This window comes from Siphonobacter sp. BAB-5405 (genome assembly GCF_002872335.1).
Classification (GTDB): Bacteria; Bacteroidota; Bacteroidia; order Cytophagales; family Spirosomataceae; genus Siphonobacter.
The window spans coordinates 68,610-85,842 of the sequence record NZ_NJAG01000011.1 but is presented as its reverse complement, the minus strand read 5'-3'; the positions used below and the strand labels follow the sequence as shown (position 1 = coordinate 85,842).

13 protein-coding genes, 1 tRNA gene and 1 pseudogene are annotated in these 17,233 nt (G+C 48.7%); 7 read left to right on the top strand and 8 right to left on the bottom strand.

All coding sequences use genetic code 11. The features are described from left to right. Positions 1-29: 29 nt before the first annotated feature. Positions 30-845, bottom strand: a complete 816-nt coding sequence (locus tag BWI97_RS10490; RefSeq protein WP_094809518.1) for a PASTA domain-containing protein — start codon at positions 843-845, stop codon at positions 30-32. Positions 846-1,055: 210 nt separating this feature from the next. Between BWI97_RS10490 and BWI97_RS10485 the strand changes: the two genes are divergently transcribed. Both BWI97_RS10485 and BWI97_RS27660 read left to right on the top strand, forming a co-directional pair. Then, positions 1,056-1,496, top strand: a complete 441-nt coding sequence (locus BWI97_RS10485; RefSeq protein ID WP_102200978.1) for an NUDIX domain-containing protein — start codon at positions 1,056-1,058, stop codon at positions 1,494-1,496. Between the two features lie 194 nt (positions 1,497-1,690). After that, positions 1,691-1,861 carry a hypothetical protein gene (locus BWI97_RS27660; protein WP_158242735.1) on the top strand — a complete coding sequence of 57 codons (171 nt, stop codon included), beginning with the start codon at positions 1,691-1,693 and terminating at the stop codon, positions 1,859-1,861. 89 nt (positions 1,862-1,950) lie between these two features. On the opposite strand, the gene BWI97_RS10480 is transcribed toward BWI97_RS27660, so the two are convergent. The 4 genes and pseudogenes from BWI97_RS10480 to BWI97_RS10465 all read right to left on the bottom strand — a co-directional run bounded on the left by BWI97_RS10480 (position 1,951) and on the right by BWI97_RS10465 (position 6,431). Beyond that, a tRNA-Gln gene (locus BWI97_RS10480) sits at positions 1,951-2,021 on the bottom strand. A 131-nt stretch (positions 2,022-2,152) separates the two neighbouring features. Beyond that, positions 2,153-3,040, bottom strand: a complete 888-nt coding sequence (fabD, locus tag BWI97_RS10475) for an ACP S-malonyltransferase (RefSeq protein WP_094809522.1) — start codon at positions 3,038-3,040, stop codon at positions 2,153-2,155. Positions 3,041-3,083: 43 nt separating this feature from the next. After that, positions 3,084-3,409 (bottom strand): annotated as a pseudogene (locus tag BWI97_RS10470) (thiol-disulfide oxidoreductase DCC family protein). Between the two features lie 172 nt (positions 3,410-3,581). Continuing rightward, positions 3,582-6,431, bottom strand: coding sequence for a gliding motility-associated C-terminal domain-containing protein (locus BWI97_RS10465; RefSeq protein ID WP_094809526.1), 2,850 nt, complete (start codon positions 6,429-6,431; stop codon positions 3,582-3,584). A 416-nt stretch (positions 6,432-6,847) separates the two neighbouring features. Here BWI97_RS10465 and BWI97_RS10460 point away from each other — a divergent pair, with 416 nt between their 5' ends. From BWI97_RS10460 to BWI97_RS10445, 4 genes are all read left to right on the top strand, one after another. Next, positions 6,848-7,636, top strand: coding sequence for a succinate dehydrogenase cytochrome b subunit (locus BWI97_RS10460; RefSeq protein ID WP_102200977.1), 789 nt, complete (start codon positions 6,848-6,850; stop codon positions 7,634-7,636). Positions 7,637-7,724: 88 nt separating this feature from the next. Further along, the gene (locus BWI97_RS10455) at positions 7,725-9,713 is read left to right on the top strand and encodes a fumarate reductase/succinate dehydrogenase flavoprotein subunit (RefSeq protein ID WP_094809528.1); all 1,989 of its coding nucleotides are present in this window, start codon (positions 7,725-7,727) and stop codon (positions 9,711-9,713) included. A gap of 42 nt (positions 9,714-9,755) precedes the next feature. Beyond that, positions 9,756-10,505 carry a succinate dehydrogenase/fumarate reductase iron-sulfur subunit gene (locus BWI97_RS10450; RefSeq protein WP_199182003.1) on the top strand — a complete coding sequence of 250 codons (750 nt, stop codon included), beginning with the start codon at positions 9,756-9,758 and terminating at the stop codon, positions 10,503-10,505. Between the two features lie 307 nt (positions 10,506-10,812). After that, complete coding sequence (locus BWI97_RS10445) at positions 10,813-12,624, top strand: hypothetical protein (RefSeq protein WP_146010907.1); 1,812 nt, start codon at positions 10,813-10,815, stop codon at positions 12,622-12,624. Positions 12,625-12,802: 178 nt separating this feature from the next. On the opposite strand, the gene rpoN is transcribed toward BWI97_RS10445, so the two are convergent. Next, complete coding sequence (gene rpoN / locus BWI97_RS10440; RefSeq protein WP_102200975.1) at positions 12,803-14,245, bottom strand: RNA polymerase factor sigma-54; 1,443 nt, start codon at positions 14,243-14,245, stop codon at positions 12,803-12,805. A gap of 215 nt (positions 14,246-14,460) precedes the next feature. Here rpoN and lysS point away from each other — a divergent pair, with 215 nt between their 5' ends. After that, positions 14,461-16,173, top strand: coding sequence for a lysine--tRNA ligase (gene lysS, locus BWI97_RS10435; protein ID WP_102200974.1), 1,713 nt, complete (start codon positions 14,461-14,463; stop codon positions 16,171-16,173). A 172-nt stretch (positions 16,174-16,345) separates the two neighbouring features. On the opposite strand, the gene BWI97_RS10430 is transcribed toward lysS, so the two are convergent. Both BWI97_RS10430 and BWI97_RS10425 read right to left on the bottom strand, forming a co-directional pair. Continuing rightward, on the bottom strand, positions 16,346-16,813 hold the full coding sequence (locus BWI97_RS10430) for an RDD family protein (RefSeq protein WP_102200973.1): 468 nt from the start codon (positions 16,811-16,813) through the stop codon (positions 16,346-16,348). 159 nt (positions 16,814-16,972) lie between these two features. Continuing rightward, positions 16,973-17,170 carry a cold-shock protein gene (locus tag BWI97_RS10425; RefSeq protein WP_094809538.1) on the bottom strand — a complete coding sequence of 66 codons (198 nt, stop codon included), beginning with the start codon at positions 17,168-17,170 and terminating at the stop codon, positions 16,973-16,975. Between the last annotated feature and the right edge of the window lie 63 nt (positions 17,171-17,233).

Sequence of the window (17,233 nt, the reverse complement as noted above, 5' to 3'; positions counted from 1 at the left end):
GGAACCTGTTTTATGGTTCCGCTTCGGTATTAATTACGCTCGGGTTCGGTGGGGCCTTCACCCGTGTCGGTATCGGGTTTTCCGGCGATCCACAAGTCAATAATTTCACCCACGTTGATTTTGGTGCCAATGCCGGGAGCGGGTCGCTGTTCAACTACCGTACCGGGGGCCGCTCCGGGAACCTGCTTGTAGAGGATGGTGCCCATGCGAAGGTCCGAGCCCTTGATGATGATTTCGGCTTCTTCCAGCGAAACGCCAATCAGGTTAGGTACGTCGAGTTCGGTATTGCCAATCCCGTTACCCACCACCAGTTCGATTTTGGAGCCTTTGGGAACCTGCGTGCCCGGTTCAATCTTCTTGCCCTGGTACCATTGTTCCAGTACGGCATTTTCGGCGATATCGGGAATGTAGCGAATGTTGCCTTCCTGCAAACCCACACTGCGTAAGAGCGACAAGGCACTGCGAAGACCCATGTTCGTGGATACCAGATCCGGCATCCGAATCATGGGGGCCGTCGCCATGGTGACGGTGAGATAAATGTTCCGGCCCTCTTTTACCAGTGAATTAGGAAAAGGATACTGGGAAAGCACCGTAAAAGGCGGTACGCCAGGCACAAAGGTGCAGTCCGAGACAATGTAGTCGAGTTTCCGTTCGCTCAGCGTTGCTTTCACATCTTCCAGGTTCGCTTTTCGTAAATCAGGGACCGTAATACTTTGTCCGTGGTTAGTCGACCAGGGCAGATAAACGAAGAAAAAACTGAGAAATAGAGAAAGAATGATACCGACGACCAGCATCAGGTGAATGATGAGGTCTTTTCGGGAACGGGTATTCAGATAAATGGCCATAGTTGGGTAATAGGGTGCGAAGCCGTGCAGGAGCTACGTACCTAACGAAAATTTCTGCGTCAATTGGGATACAAGTTTACAGAAAATACAGGATTTGCGGGCGTTTACGCTGGGGCTTTTCCGCAGTAGCCACGGAATTTATCTTGAAAACTCCAGCTGACCTTTTTATTTTGTTCGTATTAATTGCTTAATAAACCGAAGTAGATTCTCATGAAAGTACGCCCCGCAGTCGTTCTGGTTGAAAATGACCATGTTTTACTGACTCGCTATGAATACGGTGATCAAACTGTTTTTCAGTTACCCGGAGGCAATCCCGATCCTGGCGAAACCCTGCCCGAAGCCCTTATGCGGGAACTTCGGGAAGAACTAGGCATCGAGATTGAAGTACAGGGCTTGCTGGTCATGGGTGAAGTATTACTCCCTCAGCTCAAACAGGGTGTTTTGCACTGCGTATTTCTGGGTACGTTGGTGGGAGGAATTCCCCGAATTAATCCAGCCGAAACAACGGCTCTGGAAGTTGTATGGCGACCGCTGTCAAGTATCGCTGGACTACATCTGTATCCAAATGTGGGCGTTGAGTTACTGGAACTGGTAACGGGTGTACGAAGCTCCCCGTACATCGGCAAAATTCGCCAGGAATGGTTTGGTTAAAGGCTTTGGGAATATTTACTTCCCAAGCCCCAAAGCAATGGTCTAAGCTAAATTAGTAAGGCTTTTGGGCAGACTATGACTTCGTTCGCATTTTTCTGGAACGAATATACGTCTCATGGCACATCATTTTTTTAAAGGAAGCTTAGTATAAATAGGGGGCATACAAAGCCCACTCATTTTAAACGATAAAAGCCATGATGATCCTACCCATAGTTATCGTAATGCTCCTCGTAATGGCGAGCATGTTCTTAGGTATCCGGGAAAATTTTACGGGTTCCAACCAGGACGACAAAACCGGTTTTGAAGGAAACGTTCGGACGATCCGTACGCTATACAAAGCATCCCCGCACGAGCTCGCTCGTTAATGCGAAAGATGAGCTAACATATCCGATGAGTGAAGAATCGTATCAAAAGGAAAAAGCCCCTCAGAAATTAATCTGAGGGGCTTTTGAAGTTGACCGACAAGGATTCGAACCCTGAATAAGAGAACCAAAATCTCCTGTGTTACCATTACACCATCGGTCATTTCCGTGTTCCGTGGTGCAAATATAGGGGGTTTTTGAAAGCCTTGTCAAGTCGTTCCTGAAAATAAATTTGAATTCAGTGAGCAAATTTTTTTAAATGCCTGAATACGAATCGCTTTTCATTGAAAAAAATTACACACCTGCGGTCTCGGCAGCGGCGTCGATCTTTTTCACCAGTCCTTGTAACACTTTACCCGGGCCGCATTCAACAAATAACGTGGCTCCGTCGGCCCGCATGGCCTGTACCGATTGCGTCCAGCGTACGGGAGCAGTTAGTTGAGCAATCAGATTCGTTTTGATGGCGTCAATCTGCGTAGCGGGCTGGGCGTTCACGTTTTGGTACACGGGAAACCTGGCCGTATGGAAAGGCGTCACTTCGATGGCAGCAGCCAGTTCTTCCCGAGCGGGTTCCATCAAAGGAGAGTGGAACGCTCCACCTACGGGCAAGGGCAGTACGCGTTTGGCTCCCGCTTCCTTCAAGCGTTCGCCCGCAATACGTACGCCTTCGTGCGAACCGGAAATGACCAGCTGACCCGGGCAGTTGTAGTTAGCCGCTACGACGATCTCGCCCGTTTCCTGACGTACCTGCTCACACAACTGAGCTACCTGCTCATCCGGCAGCGAGCTTAGAACAGCCGCCATCGTTGAGGGGTTGATTTCGCAGGCTCGCTGCATCGCCAAAGCCCGTTTGGAAACCAGCCGTACGCCATCTTCAAACGATAAAACACCCGCCGTAACCAGAGCCGAGAATTCACCCAGGGAGTGACCTGCGACCATATCCGGATTGAGATCGGGCGTAATGGATGCCAGGATCACGGAATGCAGGAAAATAGCCGGTTGCGTAACTTTCGTTTGCTTGAGTTCTTCATCGGAACCATTGAACATGATGTCCGTAATGCGAAACCCTAAAATATCGTTAGCCTTTTCAAAAAGAATGCGGGCTTCTTCGGAACGTTCGTACAGGTCTTTTCCCATACCCGAAAATTGCGATCCCTGACCCGGGAAAACATAAGCTTTCATACTGACAAGTTTGATAGAACCGCAAAAATAGAACTTCCCCGGCTTATCCCACAAAACGAAGCCGCTCTTTGGGGCTCGGCAGTCGGCAACTCTCGCGTTTGCCAAACCAGGTATAGCGGTTTCGGGCAATCAGACTGTACACGCGATCACGGATTGAAAGGGGTAAAAACCGAAAGCCCCAGAGCCATTGCCACCCTTTAACGTGGAGGGCGATGCGGAGGGCGGCTTCCGATTTCTGGTAGATGCGACCGTTTTCCCAAAGCAGTACACTATCAAAAGTACGGGAAGGCCGATTCAGTTGTTCAAGTAAGACTGACCATACGCGGATTGCAGGGAAGCAAACTGATGCCTTCCGCCGTCATGATCCATGATGTAGTTGATGGTGGCGTTACAGAAGTTACAAACGCCATCAAAGAGAATGACTACCATGCGTGAAGGCCCTGATGTTACTGGATGAAGACACGGGTAAGGACTGAAACGTTCAGATACAGAAAAAGGAACCGCCCAGCAGTTCCTTTTTCTGTATCTGAATCAAAATAAGCTAGCGAATAATCTGTACCCAGCTCTTCAGAATAACCGGACGATTTTCGTCAGCCCGGTTCAGGCGTTCGTAAGTAACCTGAGCTTCGTAGTAGTACGTACCCGCGGCCAGTTCCTTACCTGCGTCCGTCCGTCCGTCCCACTGAATGAGCACATTGTCATTGCTCTCAAAAACTTTCACTCCCCAGCGGTTGTACACCCGGAACCGGACGTTTTTCACAAAACGAGGACAGCGAATCGGCTCGAATGTATCGTTTTTGCCGTCACTGTTGGGCGTGATTACGTTCGGTAAGGAGTAATCGGGACAGTTGTCTTTGCAGACCGTATTACTCGGCACAGACTCCGTACCAAAACGGTTTACCGAAGTTACGTAATAACACCCAGCGTAACTACCGAGGTTATCGTGCGTAAAGTTGCGGCTTGGAGGCGATTTGGTTTCACCGATTTTCTCAAAGTCACCCGTATCGCCGTAGCGTTTGTAGTAAATGTTATATTGAACAATGTTCGGATCACAGGCGGCACCGTTGGGACCCGTCGTTGCGTCGGTCCAGCTTAACCTATTGCTATACGGTCCTGTTTCGCAGATGCCTTGTACGTACGTTGCACAGTCAAGCTGGTCAAGCGTGAGCACGGGCGGGCAGGGACGAGTCGTATCCGTAGGCGTCAGACACAGGCGTTGCGAGAAGTTGTACAACAGACCGCTGTGAATGCTCGGGTCACCGTACGTGCCCACCGTTTCCACGCGGTAACAATACGTAGAGTCAGCGGAAAGTGTCGTACTGATGTCACCATCGGAGGTTACGTTATCGCGTCCATTATCCGTGTAGGTATAGGTTCCGGGGCCCTGTACGGCTACCTGCTGAATCAGGTTGTACACGCCCGGCCGTACCTGACGGTAAATGCGGTGAGTCTGGTTATCATTGCTCCAGGGTACATTGGCCTGCCAGGAGAGCTGTACCGCACGTGACTGACCGCTTCCGCTCAGACGAACACTACTGGCCGCCTGCGAAGAATCCTGCCGCGTGGTACCGTTGAACACATCTACGCGGTAGCGGTAGGCATTCGCTTCGGTATTCAGTCCACGATCCACATAAATGGTATCGTTGGTACGGGGGGCTGATAAGTTGGTATTGATCGTGCCCACTTGCGTATAGGCCGTACCATTCAAACCCGTAGTCCGGAAAATGCGATACTGCCGGGCTCCTGCACCTTCAGGCCGGGTCCATTTTACGGTAATCTGACCCTGCGTAGTCGAAGTTTCATCGACCGTCACATTGGTAATGTACAGGGCCTGATTGGGTAATCGCTGACAGGCCTGGTTTGAGAACGTACTGTTAAATCGCGTCAGGTTATTCGGACCGGGGAACGAAGCCACAAGCCGGTAACTGTATTCGGTATTGGGTCGTAGACCGCTGGAATTGTCAGTGTACGTTGTTTGCGTAATCGGCACGCGACCTACTTCTACATAACCCGGCGGTGGCCCCGGTTTACAGAGATCAGGGGTCAGGTTCACACAACCCTGTCGACGATAAATCACGATTTGGGCACCCGTAATCTGGCAGGGGTACGCATCCCAGTTGAGTACATAGCCCGGGCCGCTGGGTTCAGAGCGTAAGTTTTTGGGAGCGGGAGCTACCACCCGGACTTTCACCGTTTTGCTATCTGTCAAATAGGGTTGAACGGATCCGGGGTGATCCCGTACCTTGAACAGCACTTCGTAGGGCAACTGTCGTAAATGGGTACAGTTGGTTTGCCAGCTAAAAGTACCCGTGGCTGGCGACGCCTGCGGTTGGGTAGGGGTAGTGAACGTCGCAAAGGGCGGCTGGATCAGGTTTATGCCGAGTGAACTTTGCTGATACACCCCGCTCGTAGAGGTAATCGTCAGGCGGTTGCCGTCAGGGTCCGTAGCCCGGACATTGAACGTAGCGGTTGATCCTGCCTCTACGCAAATTTCATCGGGAGCTTCTAACGTAGGCCGTTTATTCTGACAGTCACGAACGATAATCTGCATATCCCGCGTGATCTCGCCAATTTTCACCCCACTTCGCCATTCTTCAATAATAAAGGCTACGTTGTACTGACCGGGGCAGGTGGGAGCATCCCATATTAAATCACCAGTAACAGAATTAATACTATAACCCGCAGGGCCATTGTTGGCTTCGTTACGATCATTACAATTCGGAATGTCGTTGGGGTACACAATACTTGGAATCACAAATCCATTACAGGACTCGCCCACCAGCGTTGATTTGTTTTGCGTCAGGCGATACGCCAGGCTGTCGCCGTCTGCATCAAAAGCACTGGGGTTGTGGATGTATCGCTGACCCGCACAGGCTTCAAAATCAACGGGGGGATTCAACATGACTGGCGTGCTGTTCAGACCCAGGAAGGCGTTGATAGCCAGCGTAGATTCAACAAAGAAAGGATATTCGTCTGATCTGTTATTGGTAATGTTAAGCGTTCCTTTGTTTCGGTTGTCGATGCCAACGGAAACGGTATACGTACCGGGAGCACTGAAGGTATGCGTCGTGCGAAAGATCAGCCGGACCGTACTATTCCCCACATCGACTATGCCTCCACTCGGTAAACCCTGCGTGAAAAGGGGGGTGTTCTGAACGGGGGTTCCATCCCCAAAACAGAATTTTACGCCAGTACCAGCCGTACCCTCGGTAGCCGGACGGCCCTGAGCCCAGTCGCAATAGATCGTAAGCGTTAACTCGTAGGTTAGGCTGGTACTGGAGATCCGGCGGGAGGTAATCTCACCGGCCCGCACGTGGGTAGCCCAGGCCGTGGAGGTTAACCCACAAATGGTAAAAACCAGTAATCCAAATAAACGGTAAAGGGTTCTCATGCTACGCTGGTATAATCAGACAATCAGTTCGGTAGTATTCAAAAAATAGCGGTAATCGGTACAGATGCCTCAAAAACAGGCTTGTAAAGGTACGGGTGTAATGCAGGGCCAAGGTACAGATTTGAATGTTCTTTCAATTCTGAAAACAATTGTTTTTACAACAAACTTTTTCACTGCTAAAGAAGTTTTTTTCCTGGGGGAAAATGTTCTGACAATAAGGTACTGAAACAGAGCTTGACCAGCCTTGAAGCGGGCACTAATTTCAAATGCTGAACGCTTTTCGGAAGCAAAAGGTATTTTTAATTAGCAAAAAATCAGAAATCGACTTTGGCAACCCACCGTTTGTGCCGTAGTTTTGATGCCTAATTAAGGGTTGGTTCCCTACCATTTTTAACTGTTCTTCGAGTCAAAAAACGATGTCCTGGGTCACACAAACTTTTTCGAGTTCGCTGGGCCGCAAGCTCATTATGTCCTTAACCGGGTTGTTCTTATGTACTTTCCTGGTGGTACACGTGAGCGGTAACCTGCAATTGTTCAATCACGATGAAGGCTATGGCTTTAATAAGTACGCTGCCTTCATGTCTACGTTCACGCCCATTCGGGTCGTTTCCTACGGCTTGTATGCATTCATTCTCTGGCATGCCGTCCAGGGTCTGTGGCTGGCAAAAGACAACCGCAAAGCTCGTGGGGCACAGCGGTATGTAGTCGTTCATAACCAAAGTACCTGGGCAAGCCGTAACATGGCCCTGCTGGGTACGATGCTGTTGCTGTACATTGTGGTACACATGCACGATTTCTGGTATGTGTATCATTATGGAGATGTACCGTATCGTCAGTACGAAGAAAGCCTGGTAACGGGTGAAATTTCTTCTACGCCGTATACGGGACAACCGATTAAGGGCCGGCTGGAAGAGTACGTACGTGAAGATTCACAAACCCGTGTTACGATTGTAAAGGATTTGTACAAGGAAACGACCGTAGCTTTCTCTAATCCACTGCTGGTACTCTTTTATGTACTGGGAATGGCGGCACTGGCCTATCACCTGGTGCACGGCTTCTGGAGTGCCTTCCAGACACTAGGCTGGAATCACCCCAAGTATAATCCGCTGATCCGTTTTCTGGGCGTGTGGGTATTTGGTATTGGTATCCCGCTGGCTTTTGCAGCCATGCCGATTTATTTTTACATTAAGAGTTTAGGAGCGTAACCTTTGCCTTCAACCTTAGTGAAGGCGTGTGTATTCTCGTTAGTCATCAGTCCGGAATTATCCGGAGTTTATAAACTGAAATCATTCCATGGCAACATCACCCAAATTGGATGCCAAAATACCTGACGGGCCGCTGGAGACGAAGTGGACAAAGTACCGCTCGACCGTGCCGCTCGTTAACCCTGCCAATAAACGGAGTCTGGAAATCATCGTCATTGGTACGGGGCTTGCAGGAGCTTCGGCAGCTGCAACTTTGGCGGAATTAGGTTATAAAGTAAAAGCGTTTTGTTTTCAGGATTCCCCTCGTCGGGCTCACTCCATTGCAGCTCAGGGTGGAATCAACGCTGCTAAAAACTATCAGAACGATGGTGACTCTGTCTACCGTTTGTTCTACGATACGATTAAAGGTGGCGATTACCGGGCCCGGGAGTCTAACGTATATCGTTTGGCTGAGGTATCAGGTAACATCATTGACCAGTGCGTAGCCGCTGGGGTCCCCTTTGCCCGTGAATACGGCGGACTGCTTTCCAACCGTTCATTCGGTGGTACGCAGGTTCAACGTACGTTCTATGCGGCAGGTCAAACGGGTCAGCAATTGCTGCTGGGAGCCTATTCAGGTCTACAGCGTCAGGTAGGAGCCGGGAACATTGCGATGTATACCCGCCACGAAATGCTTGACGTCGTAATGATTGACGGCAAATGCCGGGGGATCATTGCTCGTAACCTGATTACGGGTGAACTTGAGCGTCACTTTGGTCATGCGGTTCTGATTTGTTCAGGAGGGTACGGAAACGTATTCTACCTGTCAACGAACGCCATGGGTTCCAACGTAACGGCTGCCTGGAAAGCTCATAAAAAAGGAGCTTTCTTCGGAAATCCCTGCTTTACGCAAATTCACCCCACGTGTATTCCGGTATCGGGCGATCATCAGTCGAAACTGACGCTGATGTCCGAATCCTTACGGAATGACGGTCGGATCTGGGTTCCTAAGAAGAAAGATGACAATCGTCCCGCAGATCAGATTCCCGAAGACGAGCGTGATTATTACCTCGAGCGTCGTTACCCGGCTTTCGGTAACCTCGTACCCCGGGATATTGCCAGCCGTGCCGCCAAGGAGCGTTGCGACGCAGGCTATGGGGTAGGGACTTCGAAAATGGCCGTTTACCTGGACTACTACGCAGCCTATGAGCGGTACGGTAAAGGTGAAGTAAATAAAAGAGGTATCCACAATGCCTCAGCCGATCAGATTCTTCAGTTAGGAAAGGCCGTCGTAAAAGAGAAATACGGTAACCTTTTCGATATGTATAAGCAGATTACGGGTGAAGATCCGTATCAGGTGCCAATGCGTATTTACCCAGCCGTTCACTACACCATGGGAGGTCTTTGGGTGGATTACAACCTGATGACGACGGTACCCGGTCTGTATGCCCTGGGCGAAGCCAACTTCTCCGATCACGGAGCGAACCGTCTGGGAGCTTCAGCCCTGATGCAGGGGCTGGCCGATGGTTACTTCGTAATTCCTTATACGATTGGAGCGTATCTGGCGAGCGAAATCCGGACGAAAGCGATTTCAACGGATCACCCTGCCTTCGTACAGGCTGAGAAAGAAGTAAACGACCGGATCACTAAACTGATTTCGATCAAAGGCACGAAATCTCCCGAAGCTTACCACAAAGAACTGGGTAAGATCATGTGGGATAAGTGTGGAATGGCCCGTAATGAGCAGGGTTTGAAAGAAGCCATCCAGGAAATTCGTGCATTGAAAAAAGAATTCTGGTCGAATGTGAAAGTTATGGGTGACGTAGATGAGTTCAACCCAGAACTGGATAAGGCGAACCGCGTGGCTGACTTTATTGAGCTGGGCGAACTGATGTGTATGGACGCTCTGGATCGCAATGAATCCTGCGGCGGTCACTTCCGCGAAGAATATCAGACGGAAGAAGGCGAAGCGAAACGCGACGACGAGAATTACATGTACGTATCCGCTTGGGAATATCAGGGTGAATCGCAGTGGGAGCTTCACAAAGAAGAACTCAACTACGAGAACATCAAAATCGCCCAGCGTTCTTATAAGTAATAGGTTAACAATTAGAGAGTTAACGAAACAATGGAAGGTAATATGAATCTGACGCTCCAGGTGTGGCGTCAAAAAAATAGTAGAACGGAAGGCCGGATGGAAACCTACCAGCTTTCCGGCATTTCCGAGGATATGTCGTTCCTGGAAATGTTTGATGTACTGAACGAGCAACTCGTACACGAAGGCAAAGACCCCGTATCCTTCGATCACGATTGCCGTGAAGGGATCTGCGGAGCCTGTTCCATGTACATCAACGGTCGTCCTCATGGACCCTTACAGGGCGTAACTACCTGCCAACTGCACATGCGTAGCTTCAAAGATGGCGATACGATTGTAGTAGAACCCTGGCGGGCTCAGGCATTCCCGGTTATCAAAGATCTGGTAACAGACCGTGCCGCCTTCGACCGGATTATTTCGGCAGGTGGGTATATTTCGGTCAATACGGGTAATGCTCAGGATGCAAATGCGATCCCGGTTGCCAAAGAAAACGCAGATGCTTCCTTCATGGCAGCAGCCTGTATTGGTTGCGGAGCCTGTGTAGCCGCTTGTAAAAACGCTTCGGCGATGCTGTTTACTTCGGCTAAAATCTCTCAGTTAGCCCTGTTACCGCAGGGTGAAGCCGAACGGACCGCACGAGCCAAGAAAATGGTAGCCCAGATGGACGAAGAAGGCTTTGGAGCCTGTACCAACACGGGAGCCTGTGCTGCCGAGTGCCCGAAAGGCATCAGCATGGAAAATATTGCCCGTATGAACCGCGAATTTTTTGTGGCAGAAATTGGTACAAAAGATTAATTATAAATTAATGATAAACCAGTACTTGAGCAAAAACTTGCTTAGGTACTGGTTTTTAAATCAATAAGTTAGGATTAGAGGATAGAATAATATAGAAATTATTATACGGTATTTGGCCACTTGGCACAGTTATTATATTTATTACAGCGAAGTATCCTTTCGATAAATTATTCTCTGGGAAGTAAACAATGTCACTGGGACTTAGTTTACTTTGTGGAACTGAAAGTCAAATTTCTCCGTATATTTGAGAAAGTACTTCATTGCTGTTGTTTAGCTTAGCGACTTATCAAACAAAAACACACAAACTATGAAGAGTATCTACCGCTCGTTGTGCATGGGGTGGGGAATTTTAGCAATTTTACTTTGTTCAACCCAATTCAAAGCAACAGCTCAGACCACCGATCCGTCAACCTCTAGCAAACGTCTAACGTTACGCCAGTGGCGGAAGCAGGCTTTGAACGCACAAACCTCATCAACGTACATTACTGTTGGTGACTCTCTGACCGCTTGTGACACGATCACGTACATTCCGGTTCTTGGAAAATCACCCTGGCGTCTTGCCATCCCATTTGGTCCAGGTATTGCCTATTGCGGCACTTGGAACGGCACCTTTAACGATCACCGCGATCGCTCCCTGTTTAACGGCTTTGGTCTGAACGTTTCTGTAGGAGCGGATTATTTCTTCAGACCTGAAAATCGTTTCAAATTTGGTTTGGGCGTTGAAGGGGGCTGGCAAACGTTCTTCGTTCGTGGAGCGTACCGTAACTACCTTCTGAATCAACCTGCAGCTGCAAACATTGGTGCAGATAACATCGACATTAGAAAGCGTGCTTCTGAAGACATGTTCCTCTTAGTCGGTCCCGTTATTTCATACGATCTGACGAAGAAACCACAGAGTAGCTTCCTGGAAGCTGCTGTAAAAGGAGGGGTTTTCCGTACACAGTCAGCGATGATTGGTGCAATTGACACCCGCAACAACCAGTTGATTTCAATGGTTTCTCCGACGGACAAACTATTACACCCAGGCGTTAAAGGACACATTGGAGCCTTCTTCCCCTTCGGTAATAACTGGTACGGTGGAGCACAAATCAGCGGTTTCTACACGCAGGTAAACTACTTTACGCAAGATAACGCAGCTCACATCTGGGAATTCAAGCGTAAGCATGGTGGCTGGGCTCTGCAATTAGCTCTTCGCAAATCGTTCAACCGTACGACGCTGGTACAAGTGGCTCCGGCTGAATGCCCCACTTGCGTAGCTCCGACGATTACGGGTGTGACGCTGGGTGATCAAACAATCACGGGTCTGACAGTAAAAGATTCGTTAGCGAACACGTTCTTCCGGGCCGGTACCTATCCAAAAGTTACCTGGACGAGTGGAAGCTCAGAAGCTGGCGAAACGTATACGGTGAATGTTCATAAGAAATCTCCGAACTCGGATGAAATCGTATACTCACTGAAGAGTACGACCGAACGTAGCTTCGAATGGCCTCAGGATTTGAAATTCCCGGGTGACTCGATCGCTCAAACGGAATTCTACTACGTAACGGTTCACTCAGAGCGTAACAACAAGTGTGGACGTTGTATCTCTGAAGTAGCTACGGCAAGCTTCGGTTTCGAAAAAGCAGCTCCGAAAGTTGTTGAAGAAAAAACTCGCTTCCGTCACCGCTTAGTTGAAGTTTCTGCATACTACTCTACGGTAGTAGGCCGTGATTCAGTACAATGCTACTGCTACTGCGATGGAACGCGTCAAGCAAGTGGTACGTACCGCAAACGCACCCTGTACGGAACGTATACGCAAGAACTGGAACAAGCTAAGCTGAACGCTTTCGAAGAACTGAAAGACGATATCGAAATCGCAGTTCCTGCTCAATTCGATGCTCTGGTATCTAGCATGAAGCGTCCAAGATACTTCAAGGCTATCTACGAAATCGATGAAGTGAAAGCAAACGGTGAAGTGGTTCGTCACTTAGGTGATTACCAGGTAACCATCACTCGTTCGAAAGGTAAATACATCATCTCTAAAACCAGTATTCGTCAGATTACGGAAGAAGAGAAACAACGTATCATCGAACAAGAAGGCCGTAAGGCTAAAAAAGGAAAGCCTAGAAGAAGAAACTAATCTTTCCTGAGTAACAAAAAAGGCTCCGCTACAAGTGGAGCCTTTTTTGTTTACAGGTTGCCTGATTAAACGCGGAGTTGTACGTATGGGAAGGTGAGTTTCTTCCTGTACAGCCTGTCAATAAAAAGGCGGATCGTATCTACGATCCGCCTTTTTATTAATTTATGAGTAATGGATGCTAAAGTTCCCGGCGAATTTTGGCAATGGGTATGTTCAGTTGTTCACGGTATTTGGCCACCGTACGTCGGGCAACCGGATACCCTTTCTCCGTCAATAGTTCCTGAATCTGCTGGTCGGTATACGGCGACTGCTTGTCTTCTTTTTCGATGATTTCAACGATGGCCTGTTGGATCTCACGGTTAGAAACCTCTTCACCTTCGTCGTTTTTTACGCCCTCGGTAAACAGGTCTTTCAGGTGAATGATCCCGAAAGGCGTTTGAGCGTATTTGCCCGAAGTAACCCGTGAAATGGTCGAAATGTCCATGCCAATGCGGTCAGCAATATCCTTGAGAATCATGGGTCTAAGCTGCCGTACATCGCCCGTTATGAAGTAGTCCTTCTGAAACTCAATGATGGCCCGCATCGTATTCAGCATGGTTTGCTCGCGTTGCTTCAGAGCATCGATAAACCAGCGGGCCGAAGCCAGCTTGCTTTTAACGAACTGAGCCGTGGCCCGGTCACTTTTGTTGCGGGATTCGGCCATTTCGACTACTGCCTTACTCAGCCGGATGCTGGGTAAGTCGCGACCATTGAGGTTTACTTCAAAAAGACCATTATCGTTCGTAACAAAGTACTCGGGCAGAATATTCTCATTAACGACCAGACTACTGCTTTGTCCACCCACTACGGGTTTGGGGTTCAGGTGAGCAATCACGCCGAGTACTTCCTTCAACTGTTCGTTGTCCAGGTTCATCACCCGCATGATTTTCTCGTAATTTCGTCCTGCCAGTTCGTGCATGTGCCGCCGTACGACTTCTATACTCAACGTATTTTCGGGCGTATGCGGCTTGCGTTCCAGTTGTAACAGTAAACAATCCTGCAGGTCGCGGGCGGCCACACCCGGTGGGTCGAGCGAGCGGATCAGGGGAAGAATTTCTTCTATCTCCGATTCTTCTACCCAGATGTTATTGGTAAAGCTAATGTCGTCCGCGATGTTGTAGGCGTCGTACTTCAGAAAGCCATCATCATCGAGCGAGTCCACGATGAAATCAGCAATCAATCGCTGCCGCTCGGTTAATTCAAGCGTACCTACCTGTTCTTTGAGTTCCTCCCGCCAGGTATTCAGCTGAACGATGGGAGAAGTATAGAAATCCTCGTCGGCGGCAAAGTTATCCGACCGGGTTTTGTATTCAGGAATGTCATCATCGGCAAATTCATCCCAGTCCCGAAAATCATCGGTGGGTAAATCATTGCCTTCGGGTTGGAAGTCATCCAGACCGTCGGAATTTTCTTCTGCTTGTTCGGGCGTTTCAACGCCTTCTTCCAGTACCGGATTTTCTTCCAGCTCATCTTTTATTCGCTGCTCCAATTCCAAGGTATTCAGACCCAGCAAATTCAACATCTGAATCTGCAGGGGTGAAAACTTCAGCGTTTGGCGTTGCGTTTGGGTCAGTCGCTGCATATCTCTTCCTAGTAAAAGGTCCCCATACCCATTAAATGAGTACATGGGGCGGTGATTTCTACAAAGCTAAGGATAGTTAAAAGGTAGCGAAAGAATAAAACCTTAAAATTGAGCAGGTATTTATGCTAACGGAGCAGTCCGCAATGGTTATTTTTGCAGCCAATCCACTGGGTGGATGTATTGTCAACATTCCCTGAGAAGGGTGATATTAAATCATGCAACTTTCTGAACAAGAATTACTCCGTCGTCAGAAACGGGAAGAACTATACCGGCTGGGCATCGATCCGTATCCGGCTGAAGGCTACGAAATCAACGTTACGGCCGCTGACATTCTCCAAAACTACGAACGGAATAAAACCGATTATAAAACCGTTTCCATTGCCGGCCGCCTGATGAGCTTCCGGATTATGGGTTCGGCCAGTTTTGCTGAATTACAGGATGCTACGGGCCGTATTCAGTTGTACTTCCGTCGCGATGACCTGTGTCCGGACGAAGACAAGACCCTGTATAATACGGTTTTCAAAAAGCTGCTTGACATCGGAGACATTATCGGTATTAAGGGGTACGTATTTACGACGCAGACCGGCGAGATTTCCATTCACGTACAGGAATTTACGATCCTGACCAAATCGCTTCGTCCGCTTCCCATCGTGAAACGGGATGAAGAAGGGAACGTGTACGACGGCTTTACGGATCCTGAGTTACGTTACCGGCAGCGATACGTCGATTTGATTGTAAACCCGCAGGTAAAAGATATTTTCGTAAAACGGGCCAAAATCATTTCAACCATGCGGCGAATCTTTGATGATCGCGGCTGGCTGGAAGTAGAAACCCCGATTCTGCAACCCATTCACGGTGGAGCCGCGGCTCGTCCGTTTAAAACGCACCACAATACGCTCGATATGCCTCTATATCTGCGGATTGCGAACGAATTATACCTGAAACGACTGATTGTGGGTGGATTCGAAGGGGTGTATGAATTTGGAAAGATGTTCCGTAACGAAGGGATGGACCGGACGCATAATCCGGAATATACCGCCATGGAATTCTACGTAGCCTACAAGGATTACGAGTGGATGATGAACATGACGGAAGAAATCCTGGAAAAGGTTGCCATCGCTACCAATGGACAAACGCAGGTACAGATCGGTGAGAACCTCGTTGAATTCCAGGGACCGTATGCCCGGCTGAGTATTTCCGAGGCCATTCAGAAGTACACGGGCCTTGACGTAGACGCGTTATCGGAAGACGAACTGCGGGCCGAAGCTCAGAAACTCGGCGTGGAAGTAGATGCCACCATGGGTAAAGGAAAACTCATCGACGAGATCTTTGGTGAAGCTGTGGAGAGCAATCTGGTGCAGCCTACGTTCATCATGGACCACCCGCTGGAAATGTCACCCCTGACCAAAAAGCACCGGAGCAAACCCGGAGTAGTGGAGCGGTTTGAAATATACGTTAACGGGAAGGAGATTGCTAACGCCTACTCGGAGTTGAACGATCCGATTGATCAGCGGGAGCGTTTTGAAGAACAGCTTCGTCTGGCAGAACGTGGCGATGAAGAAGCCATGGCTCTCGATGAAGATTTCATCCGTTCACTGGAATACGGTATGCCGCCTACCGCCGGCATTGGCTTCGGCATTGATCGTTTGACGATGATGATGACCAATAACGCCAGCATTCAGGAAGTTCTGTTCTTCCCACAAATGCGTCCGGAGAAGAAAGCGGAAGTAGCTACCGAAGCCGATTACGTAGCCGCGGGGATCCCTGCCGAGTGGGTACCGGCTATCCAGAAGATGGGCTTTCTGACCGTAGAAGCCCTGAAAGGAGCAAATCCGAACAAAGTATTCAATGATCTGGGTGGACTGCGTAAGAAGCTGAAAATCGAAGCGAAAATGCCGACGCTGGACGAGGTGAAAAGCTGGGTATAGGCTTAGGCGTTTACCATTTTGAACAGGCGAACGGGTTTTCTCAGGGGAGAACCCGTTTCGCTTGTTAAGGGCAAAAAAAAGGCCGTATCGTTGCGAACAGTCCTCATAAAGAGTCCCACGGAAACTGGTTTGTAAAAGAATAGGTCGAGAAACGGATAGTACGATACGTTAATTAGCGAACTATTTTCCTGACTACCCGTGTATCCGTCCATTTATCATGCCAGGGAATATTTTCAAAAAAGATGGAAAGCGTTTCCAGGGGTACACATCGGTACAGGTTGCGTTTGAACAGCGTACTTAAATCGGGTGTCTCGCCTGATTCCGTTACGACCTGAGTTTTTGTAATCCACTTACCCATCGATCGGCCCTGCGTTAGAATCTCCTGCAGAGCCATCACCAACCCATACAGTAGTACTGTGATGATGCGTTGAATTAGTTCAGGAAGAGAATCAATGGTCCGAAATAAAGAATCATTGAGACGTTCATCCACCAGGGTAAGAATAATGCTAACGGTCAGTAGCCCCAGCATTAAAACCAAACCAAAGAAAATCCAATCGATAATGTAGTTGGCAAGACGAGTCCATCTGGACGCATACGTAAGGTCAATACTAGGCAGAGGGGAGTAGGAAAACGGTTCCATTAAAGGGATATGATTCAGGTAGAAAAGGTAAATAGGTAGCTTTTGAAAGATATAAATAAAAAGCGTACGCTCGAATAATTTCCAATCCGTCCGGACAGAAAAAAATCCCGAACTCTGCTAGAGTCCGGGACCGGAGTTAAGACAAGTGACTTAGAAAGACTAAGCCAATTTCTTTACGTTTACTGCGTTCACGCCTTTTTTACCGCTGATCGTTTCATACGATACGCGATCATCCTGACGGATTTGCAATCCATTCAAACCCGTGACGTGAACGAAGATGTCCTGTCCCGTGGCATCGTCAACGATGAAGCCAAACCCCTTGCTTTCGTTGTAAAACTTTACTGTACCTGTTTGCATAACAAATTAAATATTGAAACGGAAGATTTTCCCGAAATAAAAGAGAAATTATTAGGGTTAATA

Bases quoted from the DNA above. Each gene is read 5' to 3' on its own strand.
- BWI97_RS10425 (WP_094809538.1), bottom strand. From the start codon at position 17,170: ATGCAAACAGGTACAGTAAAGTTTTACAACGAAAGCAAGGGGTTTGGC.
- BWI97_RS10445 (WP_146010907.1), top strand. From the start codon at position 10,813: ATGAAGAGTATCTACCGCTCGTTGTGCATGGGGTGGGGAATTTTAGCA.
- BWI97_RS10450 (WP_199182003.1), top strand. From the start codon at position 9,756: ATGAATCTGACGCTCCAGGTGTGGCGTCAAAAAAATAGTAGAACGGAA.
- BWI97_RS10455 (WP_094809528.1), top strand. From the start codon at position 7,725: ATGGCAACATCACCCAAATTGGATGCCAAAATACCTGACGGGCCGCTG.
- BWI97_RS10490 (WP_094809518.1), bottom strand. From the start codon at position 845: ATGGCCATTTATCTGAATACCCGTTCCCGAAAAGACCTCATCATTCAC.
- lysS (WP_102200974.1), top strand. From the start codon at position 14,461: ATGCAACTTTCTGAACAAGAATTACTCCGTCGTCAGAAACGGGAAGAA.
- BWI97_RS10430 (WP_102200973.1), bottom strand. From the start codon at position 16,813: ATGGAACCGTTTTCCTACTCCCCTCTGCCTAGTATTGACCTTACGTAT.
- BWI97_RS27660 (WP_158242735.1), top strand. From the start codon at position 1,691: ATGATGATCCTACCCATAGTTATCGTAATGCTCCTCGTAATGGCGAGC.
- BWI97_RS10460 (WP_102200977.1), top strand. From the start codon at position 6,848: ATGTCCTGGGTCACACAAACTTTTTCGAGTTCGCTGGGCCGCAAGCTC.
- BWI97_RS10465 (WP_094809526.1), bottom strand. From the start codon at position 6,431: ATGAGAACCCTTTACCGTTTATTTGGATTACTGGTTTTTACCATTTGT.
- rpoN (WP_102200975.1), bottom strand. From the start codon at position 14,245: ATGCAGCGACTGACCCAAACGCAACGCCAAACGCTGAAGTTTTCACCC.
- BWI97_RS10485 (WP_102200978.1), top strand. From the start codon at position 1,056: ATGAAAGTACGCCCCGCAGTCGTTCTGGTTGAAAATGACCATGTTTTA.
- fabD (WP_094809522.1), bottom strand. From the start codon at position 3,040: ATGAAAGCTTATGTTTTCCCGGGTCAGGGATCGCAATTTTCGGGTATG.